General features: G+C 61.0%; 18 protein-coding genes. 3 read left to right on the forward strand and 15 right to left on the reverse strand.

What is annotated here, in order from left to right:
- Positions 1-9: 9 nt before the first annotated feature.
- Positions 10-1,341 carry a polyhydroxyalkanoate depolymerase gene (phaZ, locus tag ACGYLX_RS02375; protein ID WP_394447152.1) on the reverse strand — a complete coding sequence of 444 codons (1,332 nt, stop codon included), beginning with the start codon at positions 1,339-1,341 and terminating at the stop codon, positions 10-12.
- Between the two features lie 50 nt (positions 1,342-1,391).
- Here phaZ and ACGYLX_RS02380 point away from each other — a divergent pair, with 50 nt between their 5' ends.
- The 3 genes from ACGYLX_RS02380 (at position 1,392) to phaR (ending at position 4,484) form a co-directional block, all read left to right on the forward strand.
- Positions 1,392-3,197: a PHA/PHB synthase family protein gene (locus tag ACGYLX_RS02380; RefSeq protein WP_394447154.1), complete on the forward strand. Its 1,806-nt coding sequence runs from the start codon at positions 1,392-1,394 to the stop codon at positions 3,195-3,197.
- A gap of 151 nt (positions 3,198-3,348) precedes the next feature.
- Positions 3,349-3,792, forward strand: a complete 444-nt coding sequence (locus ACGYLX_RS02385; protein WP_067260985.1) for a phasin family protein — start codon at positions 3,349-3,351, stop codon at positions 3,790-3,792.
- A 143-nt stretch (positions 3,793-3,935) separates the two neighbouring features.
- Positions 3,936-4,484, forward strand: coding sequence for a polyhydroxyalkanoate synthesis repressor PhaR (gene phaR, locus ACGYLX_RS02390; protein WP_271687875.1), 549 nt, complete (start codon positions 3,936-3,938; stop codon positions 4,482-4,484).
- Positions 4,485-4,515: 31 nt separating this feature from the next.
- Here the strand turns inward: phaR and ACGYLX_RS02395 are convergent, their stop codons facing one another.
- The 14 genes from ACGYLX_RS02395 to ACGYLX_RS02460 all read right to left on the reverse strand — a co-directional run bounded on the left by ACGYLX_RS02395 (position 4,516) and on the right by ACGYLX_RS02460 (position 18,001).
- On the reverse strand, positions 4,516-5,694 hold the full coding sequence (locus tag ACGYLX_RS02395; RefSeq protein ID WP_394447155.1) for a DegT/DnrJ/EryC1/StrS family aminotransferase: 1,179 nt from the start codon (positions 5,692-5,694) through the stop codon (positions 4,516-4,518).
- A 204-nt stretch (positions 5,695-5,898) separates the two neighbouring features.
- A complete protein-coding gene (locus tag ACGYLX_RS02400; protein WP_394447157.1) occupies positions 5,899-7,203 on the reverse strand; it encodes an NAD(P)/FAD-dependent oxidoreductase in 1,305 nt (434 codons plus the stop codon).
- Between the two features lie 14 nt (positions 7,204-7,217).
- Positions 7,218-8,579, reverse strand: coding sequence for a glutamine synthetase family protein (locus tag ACGYLX_RS02405; RefSeq protein WP_067260991.1), 1,362 nt, complete (start codon positions 8,577-8,579; stop codon positions 7,218-7,220).
- Positions 8,579-9,268 carry a type 1 glutamine amidotransferase gene (locus ACGYLX_RS02410; RefSeq protein ID WP_394447159.1) on the reverse strand — a complete coding sequence of 230 codons (690 nt, stop codon included), beginning with the start codon at positions 9,266-9,268 and terminating at the stop codon, positions 8,579-8,581. Before ACGYLX_RS02410 ends, ACGYLX_RS02405 begins: the two co-directional genes overlap by 1 nt.
- A gap of 10 nt (positions 9,269-9,278) precedes the next feature.
- On the reverse strand, positions 9,279-10,613 hold the full coding sequence (locus tag ACGYLX_RS02415; protein WP_067260995.1) for a glutamine synthetase family protein: 1,335 nt from the start codon (positions 10,611-10,613) through the stop codon (positions 9,279-9,281).
- Between the two features lie 100 nt (positions 10,614-10,713).
- Positions 10,714-11,520, reverse strand: a complete 807-nt coding sequence (locus ACGYLX_RS02420) for an ABC transporter permease (RefSeq protein WP_271693281.1) — start codon at positions 11,518-11,520, stop codon at positions 10,714-10,716.
- Positions 11,517-12,401 carry an ABC transporter permease gene (locus tag ACGYLX_RS02425; RefSeq protein WP_209219004.1) on the reverse strand — a complete coding sequence of 295 codons (885 nt, stop codon included), beginning with the start codon at positions 12,399-12,401 and terminating at the stop codon, positions 11,517-11,519. Before ACGYLX_RS02425 ends, ACGYLX_RS02420 begins: the two co-directional genes overlap by 4 nt.
- 80 nt (positions 12,402-12,481) lie before the next feature.
- On the reverse strand, positions 12,482-13,219 hold the full coding sequence (locus ACGYLX_RS02430) for a transporter substrate-binding domain-containing protein (RefSeq protein ID WP_271687868.1): 738 nt from the start codon (positions 13,217-13,219) through the stop codon (positions 12,482-12,484).
- Between the two features lie 24 nt (positions 13,220-13,243).
- A complete protein-coding gene (locus tag ACGYLX_RS02435; protein WP_209219002.1) occupies positions 13,244-14,020 on the reverse strand; it encodes an ABC transporter ATP-binding protein in 777 nt (258 codons plus the stop codon).
- A gap of 111 nt (positions 14,021-14,131) precedes the next feature.
- Positions 14,132-14,572 carry a TerB family tellurite resistance protein gene (locus tag ACGYLX_RS02440; RefSeq protein WP_209219001.1) on the reverse strand — a complete coding sequence of 147 codons (441 nt, stop codon included), beginning with the start codon at positions 14,570-14,572 and terminating at the stop codon, positions 14,132-14,134.
- 36 nt (positions 14,573-14,608) lie between these two features.
- Positions 14,609-15,046 carry a TerB family tellurite resistance protein gene (locus ACGYLX_RS02445; RefSeq protein ID WP_209219000.1) on the reverse strand — a complete coding sequence of 146 codons (438 nt, stop codon included), beginning with the start codon at positions 15,044-15,046 and terminating at the stop codon, positions 14,609-14,611.
- Between the two features lie 85 nt (positions 15,047-15,131).
- Positions 15,132-15,425, reverse strand: a complete 294-nt coding sequence (locus tag ACGYLX_RS02450) for a DUF1330 domain-containing protein (protein WP_067261008.1) — start codon at positions 15,423-15,425, stop codon at positions 15,132-15,134.
- A gap of 3 nt (positions 15,426-15,428) precedes the next feature.
- The gene (locus ACGYLX_RS02455) at positions 15,429-16,220 is read right to left on the reverse strand and encodes a 23S rRNA (adenine(2030)-N(6))-methyltransferase RlmJ (RefSeq protein WP_394447161.1); all 792 of its coding nucleotides are present in this window, start codon (positions 16,218-16,220) and stop codon (positions 15,429-15,431) included.
- 137 nt (positions 16,221-16,357) lie between these two features.
- Positions 16,358-18,001, reverse strand: coding sequence for a CTP synthase (locus ACGYLX_RS02460; protein WP_067262354.1), 1,644 nt, complete (start codon positions 17,999-18,001; stop codon positions 16,358-16,360).
- Positions 18,002-18,141 lie beyond the last annotated feature (140 nt).

The following is an 18,141-nucleotide window of genomic DNA, read 5'->3' on the forward strand; positions in this document are numbered from 1 at the left end:
GGCAGTGGCTTAGGCCGCTGCCGGTTTATCGCTTTTCTTGGCCTCGGGTTTCTGAGAGGCGGGCTTTTGCGGCTCGGGCGTTTGGGGCGCAGGGTTTTGCGGCTCAGGCGTGCCGTTGTTCGCGTCGATAAAGTCAAGCACCAAGGGCCGGATGTTGTTGCGCCAGCCTTTGCCCGCGAAGATCCCGTAATGGCCCGCGCCCTGCTCAAGATGGCTGGCCTTCTTGGCATCTGGCAGCCCGGTCAGCAGATCAAGAGCGGCGATGCACTGGCCGGGGGCCGAAATGTCATCCTTGCTGCCCTCGACCGTCTTGACGGCGACGGTGGTGATCTTGCCGATGTCGACCTGACGGCCCGCCACGGTAAAGACGTTGCGCGCGATCTCGCGCTCTTTGAAAATGCGTTGCACGGTCGACAGGTAGAACTCCGCCGGCATGTCCATCACGGCGAGGTATTCGTCGTAGAACTTGTTGTGCTTGTCATGCTCATGCGCCGTCTTTTGCGCCACGCGGGTGATCTGATTGGCAAAGGCATCGCGGTGGGTGTCATTGTTCATCGAGATGAAGGAGGTAAGTTGCAACAGCCCCGGATAGACCTTGCGCCCCACGCCCGCGTATTTGAAGCCGACCTGCTGGATCATCATCTGCTCAAGCTGGCCCATGGTCACGCTATGGCCGAAATCGGTCACGTCTGTGGGCGCGGCATCGGGGTCGATCGGCCCGCCGATCAGCGTCAGCGTGCGCGGCTGAGCTTCGGGCGCTTCCTCGGCCAGATAGGCGGTGGCGGCCAGCGTCAGCGGCGCAGGCTGACAGACCGCGATCACATGGGTGTCGGGGCCAAGGTTATGCATGAAATCAACGAGGTAGAGCGTATAATCCTCGATGTCGAACTTGCCCGCACTAACTGGAATATCACGCGCATTGTGCCAGTCCGTCACATAGACGTCGCAATCAGGCAGCAGGGAGATCACAGTGGAACGGAGCAGCGTGGCGTAATGACCCGACATCGGCGCGACCAAAAGAACCTTGCGGCCCGTCTCTTCGCGGCCTTGGACCGAGAATTTCAGCAGATCGCCAAAGGGCCGTTCCATCACCGGCTCGATGCTGACCAGACAGTCCTGCCCCTTGGGGCCGACCACCGGGGGGATGTCCCAATCGGGTTTGACGACCATCCGAGCAAAGGTCCGTTCCGTCACCTCACCCCAAGCGGCGAGCCATTCCATCGCAGGGTTTGGAAACAGAGAGAAAGCCGGGTAGGATGCCATAGCAAGCGCAGAAGCGCCGAGCCATTGATTGGTGTTCCGGATGGACTCCATCATGTCGTAGGTGGCCATATAGCGCATGTGGGGGCTCCTTTATGCTGCACCTGCGAAGATAGGAGGTAAGGGTTAAGATGACAACAGAATCCGAGAATCCCGAGATTGCCGAGCCTCAAGCCCTGTCTCGTATGGCGCAAAACTTGAAAAAGGTTGAAGAATTAAGCCAGCGCCTGACCCGTGTGATGGCGCAGCGCGAGGGCCATCAGCCCGCGCTCGATGGTCCGAACCAACAGCTTTTTGCCAAAGCGGCGCAGTCTTACTGGGCCGAGGCGATGACCAATCCGGCCCGTTTGATGGAGCATCAGATGGGCTATTGGACCAAGTCGGTCGCCCATTTCGTCGAGGCGCAGCAGGCGCTGGCCAAGGGCGGTTTGGCCCCGGTTGAAGAGGACGCGCCGACCGACAAACGTTTCGCCAATCCGCTGTGGCAGACGCATCCCTATTTCAACTTCATCAAACAGCAGTATCTGATCAACGCCGAGGCGCTGCGCCAAGCGGTCGAAGATGCCCAAGACATGGACCCGGCCGAGAAAAAGCGGCTGGTCTATTTCAGCCAGCAGATCATCGCGATGATGTCGCCGACCAACTTCCTTGCCACCAATCCCGACGTGCTGGAACGCGCGGTTGAGACCGAGGGCGAGAGCCTCGTGAAAGGTCTGGAAAACCTGATCGCGGATCTGGAGGCCAACAACGGCGAGCTGGTCGTGAAACTGGCGGATGACAGCGCCTTTGAGCTGGGCCGCAACATCGCCACCACGCCGGGCAAGGTGGTGTTTCGCAACCGCATGTTCGAGTTGATCCAATACTCCCCCAGCACCGAAGAGGTCCATAAAACCCCGCTGTTGATCTTCCCGCCGTGGATCAACAAGTTCTACATTCTCGACCTCAAGGCGCAGAACAGTCTCGTCAAATGGCTGGTCGATCAGGGGCACACGCTGTTCATCGTCTCATGGGTGAACCCCGATGCCAGCTATGCCCAGATCGGCATGGAGGATTACGTCGAAGAGGGCTACCTCGCCGCGATTGAAGAGGTGAAGGCGATCACTCAGGAAAAGCGCCTCAACGTGGTGGGCTATTGCATCGCCGGCACCACACTGGCGCTGACCCTGTCGCTGTTGAAAAAACGTGGCGATAGCTCGATCAAATCCGCGACCTTCTTCACCGCGCTCACCGATTTCTCGGATCAGGGGGAGTTTCAGCCCTTCCTCACCAATGACTTCATCGACGGGATCGAGGCCGAGACGGCGGATAAGGGCATTTTGCCCTCGGTCGTCATGGCGCGTACCTTCTCATTCCTGCGCTCCAACGATCTGGTCTATGGCCCCGCCGTGCGCAGCTACATGATGGGCGAGACGCCCCCGGCCTTTGACCTGCTCTATTGGAACGGCGACGGGGCCAATCTGCCGGGGCAGATGGCAATGCAATACCTGCGCGGTCTCTGCCAGCGAAACGAATTGGCCGAGGGCGGTTTCAAACTGCTCGGAGAGCGGCTAACGCTGGATGATATCGAGGTGCCGCTCTGCGCCGTGGCCTGTGAGACGGATCACATCGCGCCGTGGAAAGACTGCTACCGCGGGGTGCAGCAGATGGGGTCGAAGGACAAGACCTTTATCATGGCGCAATCGGGCCATATCGCGGGCATCGTCAATCCGCCCAATCGGAAGAAATACGGCCACTATGTGAACGGCGATCTCACGCAGGACTACGCCGCATGGCGCGAGGCCGCCGCCTTTCACGAAGGGTCTTGGTGGCCACGGTGGGGCAAGTGGCTGGCCAAACGGGCAGGGGCAATGATTCCCGCACGGTTTCCCGGCGACGATGGGCGCGAGATTCTCGCTGATGCCCCGGGTAGCTATGTGACCCGCAAGGCAAACGACTGATTACCTTAGGTAATCCAAACACCCTTCGGGCTCATGCTGCAATGCAGAAAAAACCTTGAAATGCTGCGCTGCGGCATCTATGTTGTGGTCAGACGCGAAACGGACGGGTCTCCCCGCTCCCTTGCCACAGTAGCATTAAAAGGATTGAGACATGACCAAGACACCTGACATGACCGCGATGTTCAAAGACGTTCTGGGCGCTTTCCCGGTGGATAACGCCGCCATGCAAGACGCATTCAAAAACACCGCCACCCTGAACGAGAAACTCTCCGGCGTTGCCTTCGACGCGGCTGAAAAATCCGCCGACATTTCCACCGCGTGGACGAAAGAGACGCTGGCCCGCCTGACCGAGATGACAAAGGTCAAAGCCGAGCCCACAGACTACGCCAAAGCGATGACCGATTTCGCTTCCGCTTCCGCTGAATCCGCGGCAGAGCATATGGCCGCCTTTGCCGAGATCGCGAAAAAGGTTCAGATGGACACCGTCGAGCTGATGATGTCGGCTGGTAAAGACCTGCAAAGCGACGCCAAAGCCGCCACCACCGAAGGCGTGGCCACCGCACAGGCTGCCGCCAAAAAAGCGACTGTGAAGTAAATCTGACGCTGGGCTCTCCAGCGCCAAGGAATGCTTAAAGAAAGGGCAGGTCCAGACGGGCCTGCCCTTTTGTCATGCGCTCTTTCTATTTGCCGATCCCTGTCCTAAGCTGCGATGCAGCACCATTGGTCGGGAGTAACATCATGGCGGACAAACCGAAGCCCTTGCTGATAAAACGCTACGCCAGCCGCAGGCTCTACAACACCGAAACAAGCGATTACGTCACGCTGGAAGATATCGCCGGTTTCATCCGCGACGGGCGCGAGGTTCAGATCGTCGATCTGAAGTCCGGCGATGACCTGACACGGCAATATCTGTTGCAAATCATCGCCGAACACGAAAGCCGGGGCGAGGCCGTCTTGCCGGTCGATGTGCTGACCGATCTGGTGCGCAGCTATATGTCAGGCAACGTCTCGGTGGTGCCGCAGTTCCTGCAGGCCTCCTTCGACATGCTGCGCGATGGCCAGTCCAAGGCGATCGAAAACATGAGCGCGATGAACCCGATGGCCAAGATGCCGGGCATGGAAGCGATGCAGGCGCAGCAAGAAGCCTTCATGAAGGCGATGACCGGCGGCTGGGCCAAATCCACCACGCCAGAGCCGCCCAAACAGCAGGCCGAACAGGGCGACGATCTGGACGCGATCAAAAAGCAGTTGGCAGAGTTGCAGGACAAACTGTCAAAGCTGAACTAACCCCAGAAGAAGCGGGCGTCGCGCGCCCGCCTCAGGCCGCCTGCGCCTCGGCCACATCCCTCAGCGCGCCCAAAATCACATCCGCCACGGCGTCGATCTCCTCCAGCGTCAACTGCACCGGCAGCCGCACGTCGCAGGCCCGCATCAGCATGGCGCGGGTGCGCGGCAGCTCGGGCAGGTCTTCGATGAATTGCCAGTTCCAAAAGGCGCGGGCGTTGTCGGTGCTCTGGCCAAAGACCTGCACTTTCACCCCCGCCACATCCGCCGCCGCCGCGAAAGCGCGGATGCTGGCATCAGAGAGGCCCACCAGATTGAACTGGATCGAATCCGGCGCGCGGGTCTCACCGGGCAGGGGGCTTGGCACCTCGATCAAGGGGGAGGCCGCCAGCCGCGCCGCCATGTGATCGTGATTGCGCAGCCCATCGGCCACCCGGCGCGGCAAATGCGGCAATTGCGGCCGGATGATCGCAGCCGAAAGGTTGGACATGCGCAGATTGTACAGCGGCAGCCGGTTCTGCCACTTGGCAAAACTGTCTTGCAGGGCCGCGTGTTTCTTCCAATTATGCTCATAAGCGCCCGACATGATGATCGCCCGCGCCACCAGATCGGCGTCATCGGTGATCAGGATACCGCCTTCGCCCGCGTTAATCATCTTGTAGGACTGGAAGGAAAAACAGCCGATCTTGCCAAGCGTCCCGATTTTCCGCCCCCGCCAAAGCGTGCCCAGCGAATGGGCCGCGTCTTCGATCACCGGCACGCCAGCAGCCTCGCAAAGCCCCATGATCGCATCCATATCCGAAGTATGCCCCCGCATATGGCTGATGATCACCGCCCGAACGCCCGGCAGTTTGGCGGCGAAATCCTCCAAATCCACACGGTAATTCTCGCCCACCTCACAAAGCACCGGCTTGCAGCCTGCGTGGATCACTGCAGAAGGCACGGCAGCAAAGGTGAAACCCGGGATCAACACCGGCGCCCCAACCGGCAGGTCCAAAGCAAGCAAGGACAGAAACAGCGCGGCCGAGCAGGAGGACACGGCCAGCGCATATTCACTGCCCATCATCTGCGCGAATTCGACCTCCAACAGGGAAACAGGCGCGTCCTTGGCCGCAGTATAGCGAAAAAGATCGCCACTTTGCAAAAGCACCGCAATGGCGGCCTCCGCTTCGGCAGGGATCGGTTCGGCACGGTGCATGTCGGGCAAAGCCATATTTCAAAATCCTGAATAATGATTTCCAGAATAGTAAAACAAACGCCTACGCAAACCAAGGGGGGATGCCCCCACAATGGGCCACCCCCTCTTCCCCTTCATCCTTTCCTAAATACCCTCGGGGGAATCGCGCCAAAGGCGCGATGGGGGCAGAGCCCCCGCACTCCACCACCAGCCAAACCCGCGCGACCGCTCAGAGCGAAGTCAAAGCCCCAACCGATCCCGCGTCGCATACCAAAGCATCGCAAGCACCAAAAGCGGGCTCCGCAGAGAGGCCCCGCCGGGGAAAGCCTGCGTCGGGATCGCGGCCATCGTGTCAAAACCCGCGGCATCGCCTTCGATCGCCTTGGCCATCAGATAGCCCGCATGGGTCGCCGTCCCAACACCGTGACCGGAATAGCCCGAGGCCGAGAGGATGTTCGGCGCGAGCCGGGCCACATAGGGCAGGCGCTTCATCGTGATGCCAAGAGTGCCGCCCCAAGCGTAGTCGATCTTAACGTCCTTCAAATGCGGAAAGACCTGCGACATCGGTTTGCGGACCTTGGCGGCGATGTCCTGCGGGAAGCGATAGCCATAGCTCTCGCCGCCGCCAAACAGCAGCCGTCCGTCGTGCGACAGTCGGAAATAGTTTACCACAAAGCGGCTGTCGGCCACGGCCACGTCGCGGGGCAGCACGTCTTTCACGCGCGCGCCCAAGGGTTCGGTCGCGGCGATGAAATTGTTGATCGGCATGACCTTAGCGGCCACGTCACCGTTCAGTTTGCCCAGATAGCCATTGCAAGCCAGCACCACATGATCGGCGCTGACGCTGCCGGTGGCGGTTTGCACCAGCGCCTTGCTGCCCTCGACGATGTTCTCGGCGGGACTTGTCTCATGAATGCGCACGCCTGCGGCGGCAGCGGCGTGGGCAAGGCCGAGGGCGTAGTTCAAGGGGTGCAAATGCGCGGCCCCCATGTCGAGCACGCCGCCCTTGTAGTCGGGCGAGGGGCAGACCGACTGCAGCGCGGCGTGATCCAACACTTCGATCTGGTCATAGCCATAGCGCTTTTGCAAATGCTCTGCATAATCATGCAGATGCCGCACATCAGATGTGGTGGAGCCGGTCCAAGCCACGCCGGGCTTCAGGTGACAGTCGATCTCATGTTTCGCGATGAGGGATTTGACCAGTTCCTTGGCGTCTTCGCCCATCTGCCACAGCTTGGCGGCATGGTCTTCGCCCAGCATCTTTTCGAGCCCATCTTGCTCGACCCGTTGGCCCGAGCCTAACTGTCCGCCATTGCGCCCCGAGGCGCCAAAACCCACGCGCTGCGCGTCCAAAAGCACCACGTCATAGCCCGCCTCGCTGAGATGCAGCGCGGCGGAAAGCCCGGTGTAGCCGCCGCCAACGACACAGACATCAGCCTTCGTATCACCCTGAAGCGGCGGGTAGGCCGCGTGTTTCGTGGCGGTGGCGGCGTACCAGCTGGTAGGGTACTGGCCGGGCGTGTCATTGGCGTAGAGCAGGTTCATCGGGCCTCCGGGCGTTAGACGTTCATCAGCAGATGTTCACGTTCCCAAGGCGAGATGACCTGTAGGAACTCCTCATATTCCGCCCGTTTCACGATGGAATAGACGCGGGCGAAATCCGGACCCAAAGCCTCATGCAACTCTGTCGCCTCCTCGAATAGGTCGAGCGCTTGGCCCAGAACCTGCGGAATATCCCCTTCGCCGACATAGGCATCGCCCTTGAATTCGGGCAGCGGATCTTTCTGCTGGATCAACCCCAGATAGCCGCAGGCAAGGCTGGCGGCGATGCCGAGGTAGGGGTTGCAGTCCATCCCGGCGAGACGGTTTTCCACCCGGCGCGACTTTGGCCCCGAGAGCGGCACGCGAATGCCCGTGGTGCGGTTGTCGCGGCCCCATTCAAGGTTGATCGGTGCGGCGTGATCCTTGACGTAGCGGCGGTAGGAATTGACATAGGGCGCAATCACGGCCAGCGCGCTTGGCATGTGATTTTGCAAACCGGCGATGAAATGGCGGAAGGGGGCGGTCTCTTCGCCTTCGGCATCGACAAAGATGTTTTCGCCGGTTTTCACGTCCAGCACCGAATGGTGGATATGCATGGCGCTGCCTGGCTCATCGGCGATGGGTTTGGCCATGAAGGTGGCGTAGCATTCATGCCGCATCGCGGCTTCGCGGATCAGCCGTTTGAAATAGAACACCTCATCGGCCAGCCGCACCGGATCCCCATGTTGCAGGTTGATCTCAAGCTGGCCCGCGCCGCCCTCTTGGGTGATGCCGTCGATCTCGAAACCCTGCGCTTCGGCAAAGTCGTAGATGTCGTCGATCACGGGGCCGAATTCATCCACCGCGGTCATCGAATAGGCCTGACGCGCCGCTGCCGGACGGCCCGAGCGGCCCATCATCGGCAGGATTTCCTTGGCCGGGTCGATGTTGCGGGCCACAAGAAAAAATTCCATCTCGGGGGCCACGACCGGCTCCCACCCCTTGTCGCGGTAAAGCTGCACCACGCGTTTGAGCACATTGCGCGGCGAATAGGCCACCGGCTTGTCGTTGCGGTCATAGGCGTCGTGGATGACCTGAAGCGTCCAGTCGCCGGTCCAAGGTGCGGCGGTGGCCGTGTCCATATCCGGGCGCAGGATCATGTCTTTTTCGATGAAACCGTCATCGCCCGCCGCTTCGCCCCATTCGCCGGTGATGGTCTGGTAGAAGATGCTGTCGGGCAGGTGGAAATACTCTTGCCGCGCGAATTTCGACGCCGGGACGGCCTTGCCCCGGGCGATGCCGGGCAGGTCGGGGATGATACATTCCACTTCGTCCAGACGCCGGCCCTCAAGATAGGCGCGCGCCGCTTCGGGTAGTGCTTCTGTCCAATCCTCGGCCATCAGGCCCTCTCTTTCCTGTTGTCTTTAAAGAATGCGGCCATTTGGTCCGCGATTTTTTGGTTGTCGATGGGGCCGCCCAAGGCGGCAGTCGCCTGTTCCAGCAGATGCTCGGGCACCACGCCCTTGCCGCGGGTTTTGATCAAGCCGTCGATGAAGTCATGGCCGAATTCGGGATGTGGCTGCACTGTCCAGATGCGGTCGTCATAGGCCAGCGCCGCATAGGCGCAAAAGTCCGATGAGGCAACGACGCGCGCCCCTTCGGGCAGGTCCACGATCTGATCCTGATGCCATGCGTTCAGCGCCAGTTTGTCACCATCCATGTCGTATTCGGTGCGGCCAATGGACCAGCCGTTGGTAAACTTCTCAACCTTGCCGCCAAGCGCTTGGGCGATGATCTGATGCCCGAAACAAACGCCGATCAGGGGGCGGCCATCGGCATAGGTCTGGCGGATGAACTCCTCCAGCGGCGGGATCCAATCGTGATCCTCATAGGCGCCGTGTTTCGATCCGGTGATCAGCCAGCCGTCGGCCTGGGTCACGCTGTCGGGCAGGATGCCATCGACGACCGACCAGATTTGAAAGTCAAACCCGTGGCCATCCAGCAGTTTGGTGAACATCTCCCCGTAGTCGCCGAGCTGTTCGAGGAAGTCGTCGGGGGAGTGGCCGGTTTGCAGAATGCCGATTTTCATGTGTCACCTGTTACACAGTGTCGAGGTAGATCTCGACCTGTTCCTCTGGGGTCAATTCCTGCATGTAATGCAATTCTTGGCGTTTGGTCAGCACGAAGTTGCGGATCATCTCGGGCGCGAAGATCCGCGCGACATGGGGGCAGCTTTCAAACAGGTCGATGGCGGTTTTCCAATCGCTCGGCATGCGCGGCAATTCGGCAGCATAGGCGTTGCCGGTGATCGGGGCGGGCGGCTCAAGCGCGTCTTCGATCCCGTTGAGCGCGGCACCCAACACGGCGGCGAGCATCAGATAGGGGTTCACATCCCCGCCCGAGACGCGGTGTTCGATGCGCCGCGCCTTGTGGCTGCCCGAGGGGATGCGGATCGCGGCGGTGCGGTTCTCATAGGCCCAGCAAACCCCGGTGGGCGCATGGGATTCCGGCACCATCCGGTCAAAGCTATTGGCATGCGGGCAAAAGACCAGCGCCGAGCCCTGCATCGCGTTCATGCAGCCCGCCACAGCGTGGCGCAGCGTGTCGGTCCCCTTTGGCCCGCCATCGTCGAAGATGTTGTCGCCCTTCTCATCCAATACCGAGAAATGCGTGTGCAGGCCGGAGCCGGAGTAATCCTCGTAAGGTTTCGCCATAAAGCTTGCGGCAAAGCCGTGCCGCCGGGCCAAACCCTTGACCAGCATCTTGAACAGCCATGCGTCATCGGCGGCGCGCAGCGCGTCGTCGCAATGCATGAGGTTGATCTCGAACTGGCCCAGACCCGCCTCGGAAATGGCGGTGTCGGCGGGAATGTCCATCTCTTCGCAGGCGTCATAGAGGTCGGTAAAGAACAGGTCGAACTGGTCGAGCGCGCGGATCGACATGGTCTCGGCCGCTTTGCGCCGCTTGCCCGACCGGGGCGAGACGGGCACTTGAAGGTTGCGGCCCGAATCGTCGATCAGGAAGAATTCCAGCTCAACGGCGCAGACCGGCGTCAGCCCGCGCGCCTTGTAGCGGTCGAGCACCGCGCGCAGTGCATGGCGTGGATCGCCGGGGTAGGGGCGGCCATCTTCGCGGAACATCCAGATGGGCAGCAGGGCCGAGGGCGCGTCGAGCCATGGCATCGGCATGAAGCCCCGTTCGGTCGGTTTCAGTACGCCATCCGCATCGCCCGTTTCGAACACCAGCGGACTGTCGTCGATATCCTCGCCCCAGATGTCGAGGTTCAGCACCGAGACGGGAAAGCGGGTGCCTTCGGTCGTGACCTTATCGGCAAAGCGCGAGGGGATGCGCTTGCCCCGCGCTTGGCCATTGAGGTCGGCAGCGGCCACACGAATGGTGCGGACCTGAGGATTTTTGCGAAGCCAGTTGTTCATACATCACCTGAATGGGCGGTGGGCATGTCACAAAGCGGTTCGCCCGGGGGCAAAAGCGGTAGGCGCCCACGCGCCGCGTAATTTGATCAAATAATGGATACTACCGGATCAAATTAGGACGCAAGCGAATTTTACGGCGTTGCGCTTGGGGCAGGTGGCGGTTGAGGCGGGAATTGATCAAACCGAAGACGCCGATGATGCAGAGCGTCAGAAGGATGAAATAACCGGCAAGAATGGGATAGGGGACGAAGGGGTTGAAGGTCTTATCCGCGAAATAGCTGGCGTAATAGAGCGCGTCACCGCGCTGTTGCCATGCCGGGAAACCGCTGAAAAACACCAGTGTCGTGGCGTGAAACAGGAAAATCGCCTCATTCGTATAGGCGGGCCAAGCGAGCCGCAGCGAGGTGGGCCAGATCACCCGGCGAAAGCGCGACCAGCCGGACAGACCATAGGCATCCGCGGCCTCCACATCGCCCTTGGGGATGGATTGCAGCGCGCCGTAAAAAATTTCGCCCGAATATGCGGCAGTGTTGAGAAAGAGCACGATCAACGCGCCCAGCCATGCCGCGGTGAAGGGGGCGAAGAAGGCGTATTCCGATTTCAGCGACAGAAACAGGAAGTAGCCAAAGAAGAACTGAATGAAGAGCGGCGAGCCGCGGAAGATAAAGATGAACCACTCCGCCGGTTTGCGGAACCACGGGTTCGCGCTGGCCTTGCCAACGCCGAGCGCCGTCGCAAAGAAAAAGCCGGTCAGCAAAGCGACGACGCCAAAATATACGTTCCAGATCATGCCCGAGCCAATCAGCGTGAACTGCTCGCAAAGCGTGAAACCTTCGCGCGGCAGCAGCCGCTCGCCATAGCCCAAGGACCGCAGGCCGTAGTCCTGAATCGTTTGCAGACAGCTCATGCGCCAGCCCTCCGCTGGGCTTCGCCGCCGGTGGTGGCTTGGCCGCGTGTCAGTCGTTTCATCAGACGGTCCAACGTGATCTCGGAAATGCGGGTGAAGAGCAGGTAGAACACCAGCAGCGCGAGGAAGTACCACATGCGCCAGTCAGGGTGCGGGTAATCGGTAAAGCGCGGGGTCTTGGTCCCGCCCAGTTCACGCGCCCAATAGACGATGTCTTCGACGCCTAGCAAAAACAGCAGCGGCGTGGCCTTGATCAGCACCATCCACAGGTTGCTGAGGCCGGGCAGGGCATAGACCCACATCTGCGGCACCAGCACCCGCCAGAAGGTTTGGCGGTGGGTCATGCCATAGGCTTCGGCGGTTTCGAGTTGCGGGCGCGGCACGGCGCGCATGGCCCCGAAAAGCACATTGGCCGCGAAGGCCCCGAAAACGATGGCAAAGGTAAAGACGGCGAGGCCGAAGCCATAGGTCTCATGCACCCATTGGGCGGCATTGCCCAAGGGCATCTTGGCTTCTTGGCAGACGACGAAGTCGCTGCCTTGGCGGATCGGCATATCCCAATCGGGGCAGAGCACCTTGTGGCGCAGATACTCGATGCCCTGATCTAGCGCGATCACGAAAAACAGGAAGAAGGCGATATCCGGCACACCACGCACCAGCGCGATATAGCCCTTGCCGACCCAACTGAGCGGCGCGAAACGCGCGCGTGCCATCATGGCCCCGCCAAAGCCGAAGGCCAGCGCCACGGGGGCGGTAACCGCCAAAAGCAGCAGGACCTTCAGGAAGGACAGGTAGAAGGACATATGGACGCCGGTGGTCAGGTAACAGGCGGTCCAGAGCCAGTCATTCAGGGTCGACGGATCGGTGCAGAAAGAGAACATGGGCCCCCGTGGGCTGATCTGCGCGCGGGGCCCGCGCAGGCATGGTCAGGCGCGCCGCGACGGGCGCGCCTGAGATGGAATCACTCGTAGGTGGTGGTGTCTTCGCCGAACCACTTCTTGAGCATCTCGTTGAGCGTACCGTCTTCCTTCATCTCAGTGATGACGGCGTCGAAGGTGTCGCGCAGTTCGGTGTCGGACTGGCGCAGGCCCATGCCGATGCCACCGCCGAGCGGCACATCGTCGCCCACGAACATCAGCTCACCGCCGGATTCCTCGACGATCGGCACAAGGTAATCCTTGTCGGCGAAGACCGCGTCGGCCTCACCGTTGCGTACGGCGGCGACGGTCTCTTCCGGGGTCGCGAATTCGATCAGCGTGGCGCCGCTTTCGGCGACATAGCCCGCCTGGATGGTCGCGGTCTGACCAGCGACGACGCCGCCTTCGAGGTCCGCGTCCTCAGATGCCGCCACATAGGCCGAGGCGGTGGGCGGATAGTAGTTCTGCGTGAAGGCGATGACTTCCTTACGCTCGTCGGTGATGCTCATGCCCGCCATGATGGTGTCGTAGTTGCCCGACACGAGGTTGGGGATGATGCTGTCCCAGTCGTTCTTGACCCATTCGCAGGTCAGCTCAGCGCGCTCGCACAGCTCGTCGCCCAGCTCACGCTCGAACCCGTCGACTTCGCCGGCGTCGTTGATGAAGTTGTAGGGGGGGTAGGCGCCCTCGGTGCCCATGCGGATGGTTTTGCCATGGGCTTCGGCCATCGCGAAGCCAGCGGTCATGCTGAGCGCGACGCTTGCCAGTAGGATCTTTTTCATTTGGTAACTCCCTTTGGTTCTTGTTTACGCAGGCTGGGTTGCCGAAAGGAACCCACGCAGACGTTCCGATTTGGGCGCGCCGAAGACCTCTTCGGGCGTCCCTTGTTCTTCGATCAGACCTTGGTGCAAAAAGACGACATGATCGCTGACATCGGCGGCCAGTTTCATGTCATGGGTCACGATCACCATCGTGCGCCCCTCTGCGGCCAGATCCTTGATAACCTTGACGACTTCCTGCTCCAACTCAGGGTCGAGCGCGCTGGTGGGCTCATCAAAGAGCAGCGCTTCGGGCTCCATGCAGAGCGCGCGGGCAATGGCGGCGCGCTGTTGCTGCCCACCGGAGAGCTGGGCGGGGTAGACATCGCATTTGTCGCCGATGCCGACCTTTTCCAGATAGCCACGCGCGGCGCGCTCCACCTCCGCCCGGTCGCGGCCCAGCACGGTCAGCGGCGCTTCCATCACGTTTTGCAGGATCGACATATGCGCCCAGAGATTGAACTGCTGGAACACCATCGACAGGTTGGTGCGGATGCGCAGCACCTGTTTGGCGTCCGCCGGGCAGCGCTGGTGGCCGTCGCCCTTCCAACGCACCGGCTCGCCCTTAAAGATCACCTCGCCCTGTTGGCTGTCTTCCAACAGGTTGCAGCAGCGCAGCAGCGTCGATTTGCCCGAGCCGGACGACCCGATCAGCGAGATCACATGGCCACGCGGGGCGGTCAGATCGACCCCTTTGAGAACCTCCAGCGCGCCATAGGCCTTGTGGAGGTTCTTGATCTGGATAACCGGGGTGTCTGTGGTCACGGAAACTGTCGCCAATCTGTCATTTCAGTGCGCTATAAAGCGACGAATCGACGGAAATTGCAACGCAGAGTTTGCCCCGCGTTGCATCACAGTCCAGGTGCTGACGCTAAGTCAGTTTTCTTTGGCAACACGCTGGCGGGCCATGGCGCTGTCGGTATCGGTGACGCCCAGGAGGTTCGACACCAGCCGCAGCAACGCGTCTTCTTCGTCGGAACGGCTGCCGTCGGCCAGAACCACCTGCCAAAGCGCCTCGATGACCTCCAGCCGGTGCTCATAGGGCACCGCATCCTTGATCGCGCGGGTAAAGCGCACGGTGTCGGGGGCTTGGGCCTCCAGCGCCTCGGCCTCTTTACGCAGGGCGGTGGCGTCGGCCTCGTTCAGGCCGTAGCGCTCGGCGGCGATCCGGTCGATCAGGCGCCGCTCGCTCATTGCGTAGTCATTGTCGGACCGGGCGATGCGCACCAAAAGCGCGGTCAGCGCGAGGCGGGCGTCATTGTCGGCCAATGGATCGGGTTCGGGCTGGGTCAGCCGTTTGAGAAAGTCACCAAACATATATGCGTCATCATCCTGCTGCGGGAAAAGGGAATGTCATAGCGTGTTCAAAGCGTTAGCCCGGGCTGCGGCCATATCCTCATCCGACAGGCCAAGGGCGGTTTCGATGGCGACAAGCTGAATTTCCTCGTCATCATTGCGCGCCCCGTCCGAAAGGGCCACCTGCCACATCGCCTCGCCCAATGCCTTGCGGTCGGCATAGTCGACCTCTTCGCGCAGGATGCGGGTGAACTCCGGCGTGCCGGGGGCGTCGCGCTCTAGCGCTTCGCAAGTGGCACGCAGTTTCGCCGCCTCGATGGGTTTGAGGCCGAAGGTCTGCGCCAGAATGCGGTCGATCTGGCCGATCTCGGAGGCGCGGTAGTTGCGATCGGCAAAGGCCACACGCACCAAAAGCGCGCCAAGTGCCAGTTGGGCATTGGGCTGCGGCAAAGGTTTCGGCTGTGCCTTGCGGCGGGGGAACAGTCGGTTCAGCATGGGGCTCACTTATCGCAGGAAACAGGGTCGCCATAGAGGAAACTGCGCATCGGGGGCGCAGGTTCCTGCAGGGGGCCGCATCGGCTTAGCCGTCATAGCCTTCGACGATCACCAAAGACCCGTCCGCCACGTTCAGGCGAATGTCTTTCGCCCGCTGGTAGCCGGGGCTTTCGTAACAAGCGACCGCATCGGCGTAGCTGTCGAATTCCAAAACAACGGTGCGGGCGCGCATCTGCCCTTCGCGGATCTGCTGGGTGCCGCCGCGGACAAGGAAGCGCGCGCCGTAATCCGCAAAGGGTTTGGCATTGGCAGCACGGTATTTGTCGTAAATCGCAGTGTCGTGGATATCCATGGTGGCGATCCAATAGCCCTTTGGCATTTGTTATCTCTCCTGTTGGGTCAAAGTGGCGAAACGGGCGGTGAGGTTCTGTGCCTCATTGTCGAGCCCGTAAGGGGGATTGATCACGAACATGCCCGAACCGACCATACCATGCCCGGGCCGCGCGGGCGGAAAGCGCACTTCGTGGCGCAGCGCATCGGGGTGGTTGGCGGTGAGCTTGTCGAGCATCGGCTCATGCGCGCGGCTTGTCAGGATCGGATACCACAGGGCGATGATGCCGACGTTCCAGGCGAGGTTGAGTTTGGCAATCTGGCGCGGAATGGTCTCGTAATCGGTTTTGATCTCGTAAGAGGGGTCGATCAGCAGCATCCCCCGGCGCGGTGTGGGCGGGGTCAGGGCAAAGGCCATCTCGAACCCGTCGCTGAGGTGGCATTTCGCCGGGTAGGGCGACATCGCCAAATCAAGGGCGCTGTGCTCTTGCGGGTGCAACTCGGCCAGATGGATGCGATCATCGGGGCGCAGCAGTTTGGCGGCCAGCAGGGGAGAGCCGGGGTAGGCGCGGGGGCCGTGGGCCTCGCGCAGCGCTTCCAGAACCTGCCTGTAGGGGTGATCAGGGGTGAACCAATCGCCCACCTTGTCGATGCCCTGCCGCGCTTCGCCAGTCTTTTCCGCCGCCGCATCCGACAGGTCATAAAGCGCCCGGCCTGCATGGGTTTCCAGATAGGTGAGCGGTTTGTCCTTGCGGGTGAGATAGGACAGCATCCACGCCAAAAGCGCATGTTTCTGCACGTCTGCAAGGTTTCCGGCGTGGTAGATGTGTTGATAGCTCAGCATGGCCTAGCTGTAGCGGATGGGATGGCGGGTGCAACGCGAAAGACGGCGAAGGGCCAGCGCCTGCGGCTTGATTCCGGGCCTAATGGTGGGGCTAGAAAAGAAGAAGGCCCGGCGCAAAACGCACGGGCCTTCAAAACTTATACCAACCGCGACACATCCTTCGCGGCCCGCACGAAATCCTTGAACAGGGGGTGCGGGTCGAAGGGCTTGGACTTCAGCTCAGGGTGGAACTGGACGCCGATGAACCACGGGTGATCCGACCATTCGACGATTTCAGGCAGCTTGCCGTCGGGGGACATGCCCGAGAACTTCAACCCGGCTTTCTCAAGCTGGTCCTTATAGGCAATGTCGACCTCGTAGCGGTGACGGTGACGCTCGTCGATGGTGGTGGTGCCATAGGCTTCGGCCACGCGCGACCCTTCGACCAGTGTCGCGTCATAGGCGCCCAAGCGCATGGTGCCGCCCTTGTCGTCATCGACCTTGCGCGCCACCTTGTGGTTGCCCTGTACCCATTCCTTGAGGTGGTAAACTACCGGCTCGAAACGCTTTTTCCCGGCTTCATGGTCGAATTCTTCCGACCCTGCCGTCTTCAGACCCGCCACGTTGCGCGCCGCTTCGATCACGGCCATCTGCATGCCAAGGCAGATGCCTAGATAGGGCACCTTATGCTCGCGGGCATATTGCGCGGCCTTGATCTTGCCCTCGGTCCCGCGCTCACCAAAGCCGCCGGGGACGAGGATCGCGTGGAACCCTTCGAGATGCGGACCAGGGTCTTCGCTGTCGAAAATCTCGGCATCGACCCATTCGACCTTGACCTTCACCCGGTTCGCCATGCCGCCATGGGTCAGCGCTTCGGCGATGGATTTATAGGCGTCTTCAAGCTGGGTGTATTTGCCGACGATGGCGACTTTGACTTCGCCCTCGGGGTTGTAAATGCGGTCGGCCACATCTTCCCAACGCGACAGGTTCGGCTTGGGCGCGGGTGTGATCTGGAAGGCATCCAGAACCGCCTGATCCAGCCCCTCGCGGTGATAGGCGAGCGGAGCTTCGTAGATAGATTTCAAATCCTGCGCGGCGATCACCGAATCCGGGCGCACGTTGCAGAAGAGCGCCAGCTTCTCACGCTCCTTGGCGGGGATCGGCCCTTCGGAGCGGCAAACCAGAATGTCGGGCGCGATGCCGATGGAGCGGAGTTCTTTGACCGAGTGCTGCGTCGGCTTGGTCTTCAATTCGCCGCTGGCCTTGACGTAGGGCAGCAGCGTGAGGTGCATGAAGATACACTGGCCGCGCGGCTTGTCTTGGCTGAACTGGCGGATCGCCTCAAAGAAGGGAAGCCCCTCGATATCGCCCACGGTGCCGCCAATTTCGCAAAGCATGAAGTCGACCTCATCGTCGCCAATGTCGATGAAGTCTTTGATTTCGTTGGTAACGTGGGGGATCACCTGAATGGTCTTGCCCAGATAATCGCCGCGGCGCTCTTTCTCTAGCACGGTGGAGTAAACCCGGCCCGAGCTGATGCTGTCGGTCTTGCGCGCAGCAACACCGGTGAAACGCTCGTAATGCCCAAGGTCGAGGTCGGTCTCTGCGCCATCATCGGTGACGAAGACTTCGCCATGCTCGAAAGGCGACATCGTGCCGGGATCGACGTTCAGATAGGGGTCCAGCTTGCGCAGACGCACCGAAAAACCGCGTGCCTGAAGCAAGGCACCCAAAGCCGCCGAGGCCAGACCCTTGCCCAGCGACGAGACCACACCGCCTGTGATGAAGATATAGCGTGCCATGTGATCGGAGACCCCCGTGAATTCAAAGTTTGTTGCAGGCAAAAACCAGCCAAACGCGCTGCGGAAAACCGCAGCACCACGGGATTTAAGCCTTACAGGATTCGTGCGTTTGAGGCAAGGCCCGCCGCAACATACAGTTG

Origin of the sequence: Sulfitobacter sp. 1A13496 (genome assembly GCF_043557225.1) — a bacterium.
In the GTDB taxonomy this organism is placed as follows: domain Bacteria; phylum Pseudomonadota; class Alphaproteobacteria; order Rhodobacterales; family Rhodobacteraceae; genus Sulfitobacter; species Sulfitobacter faviae.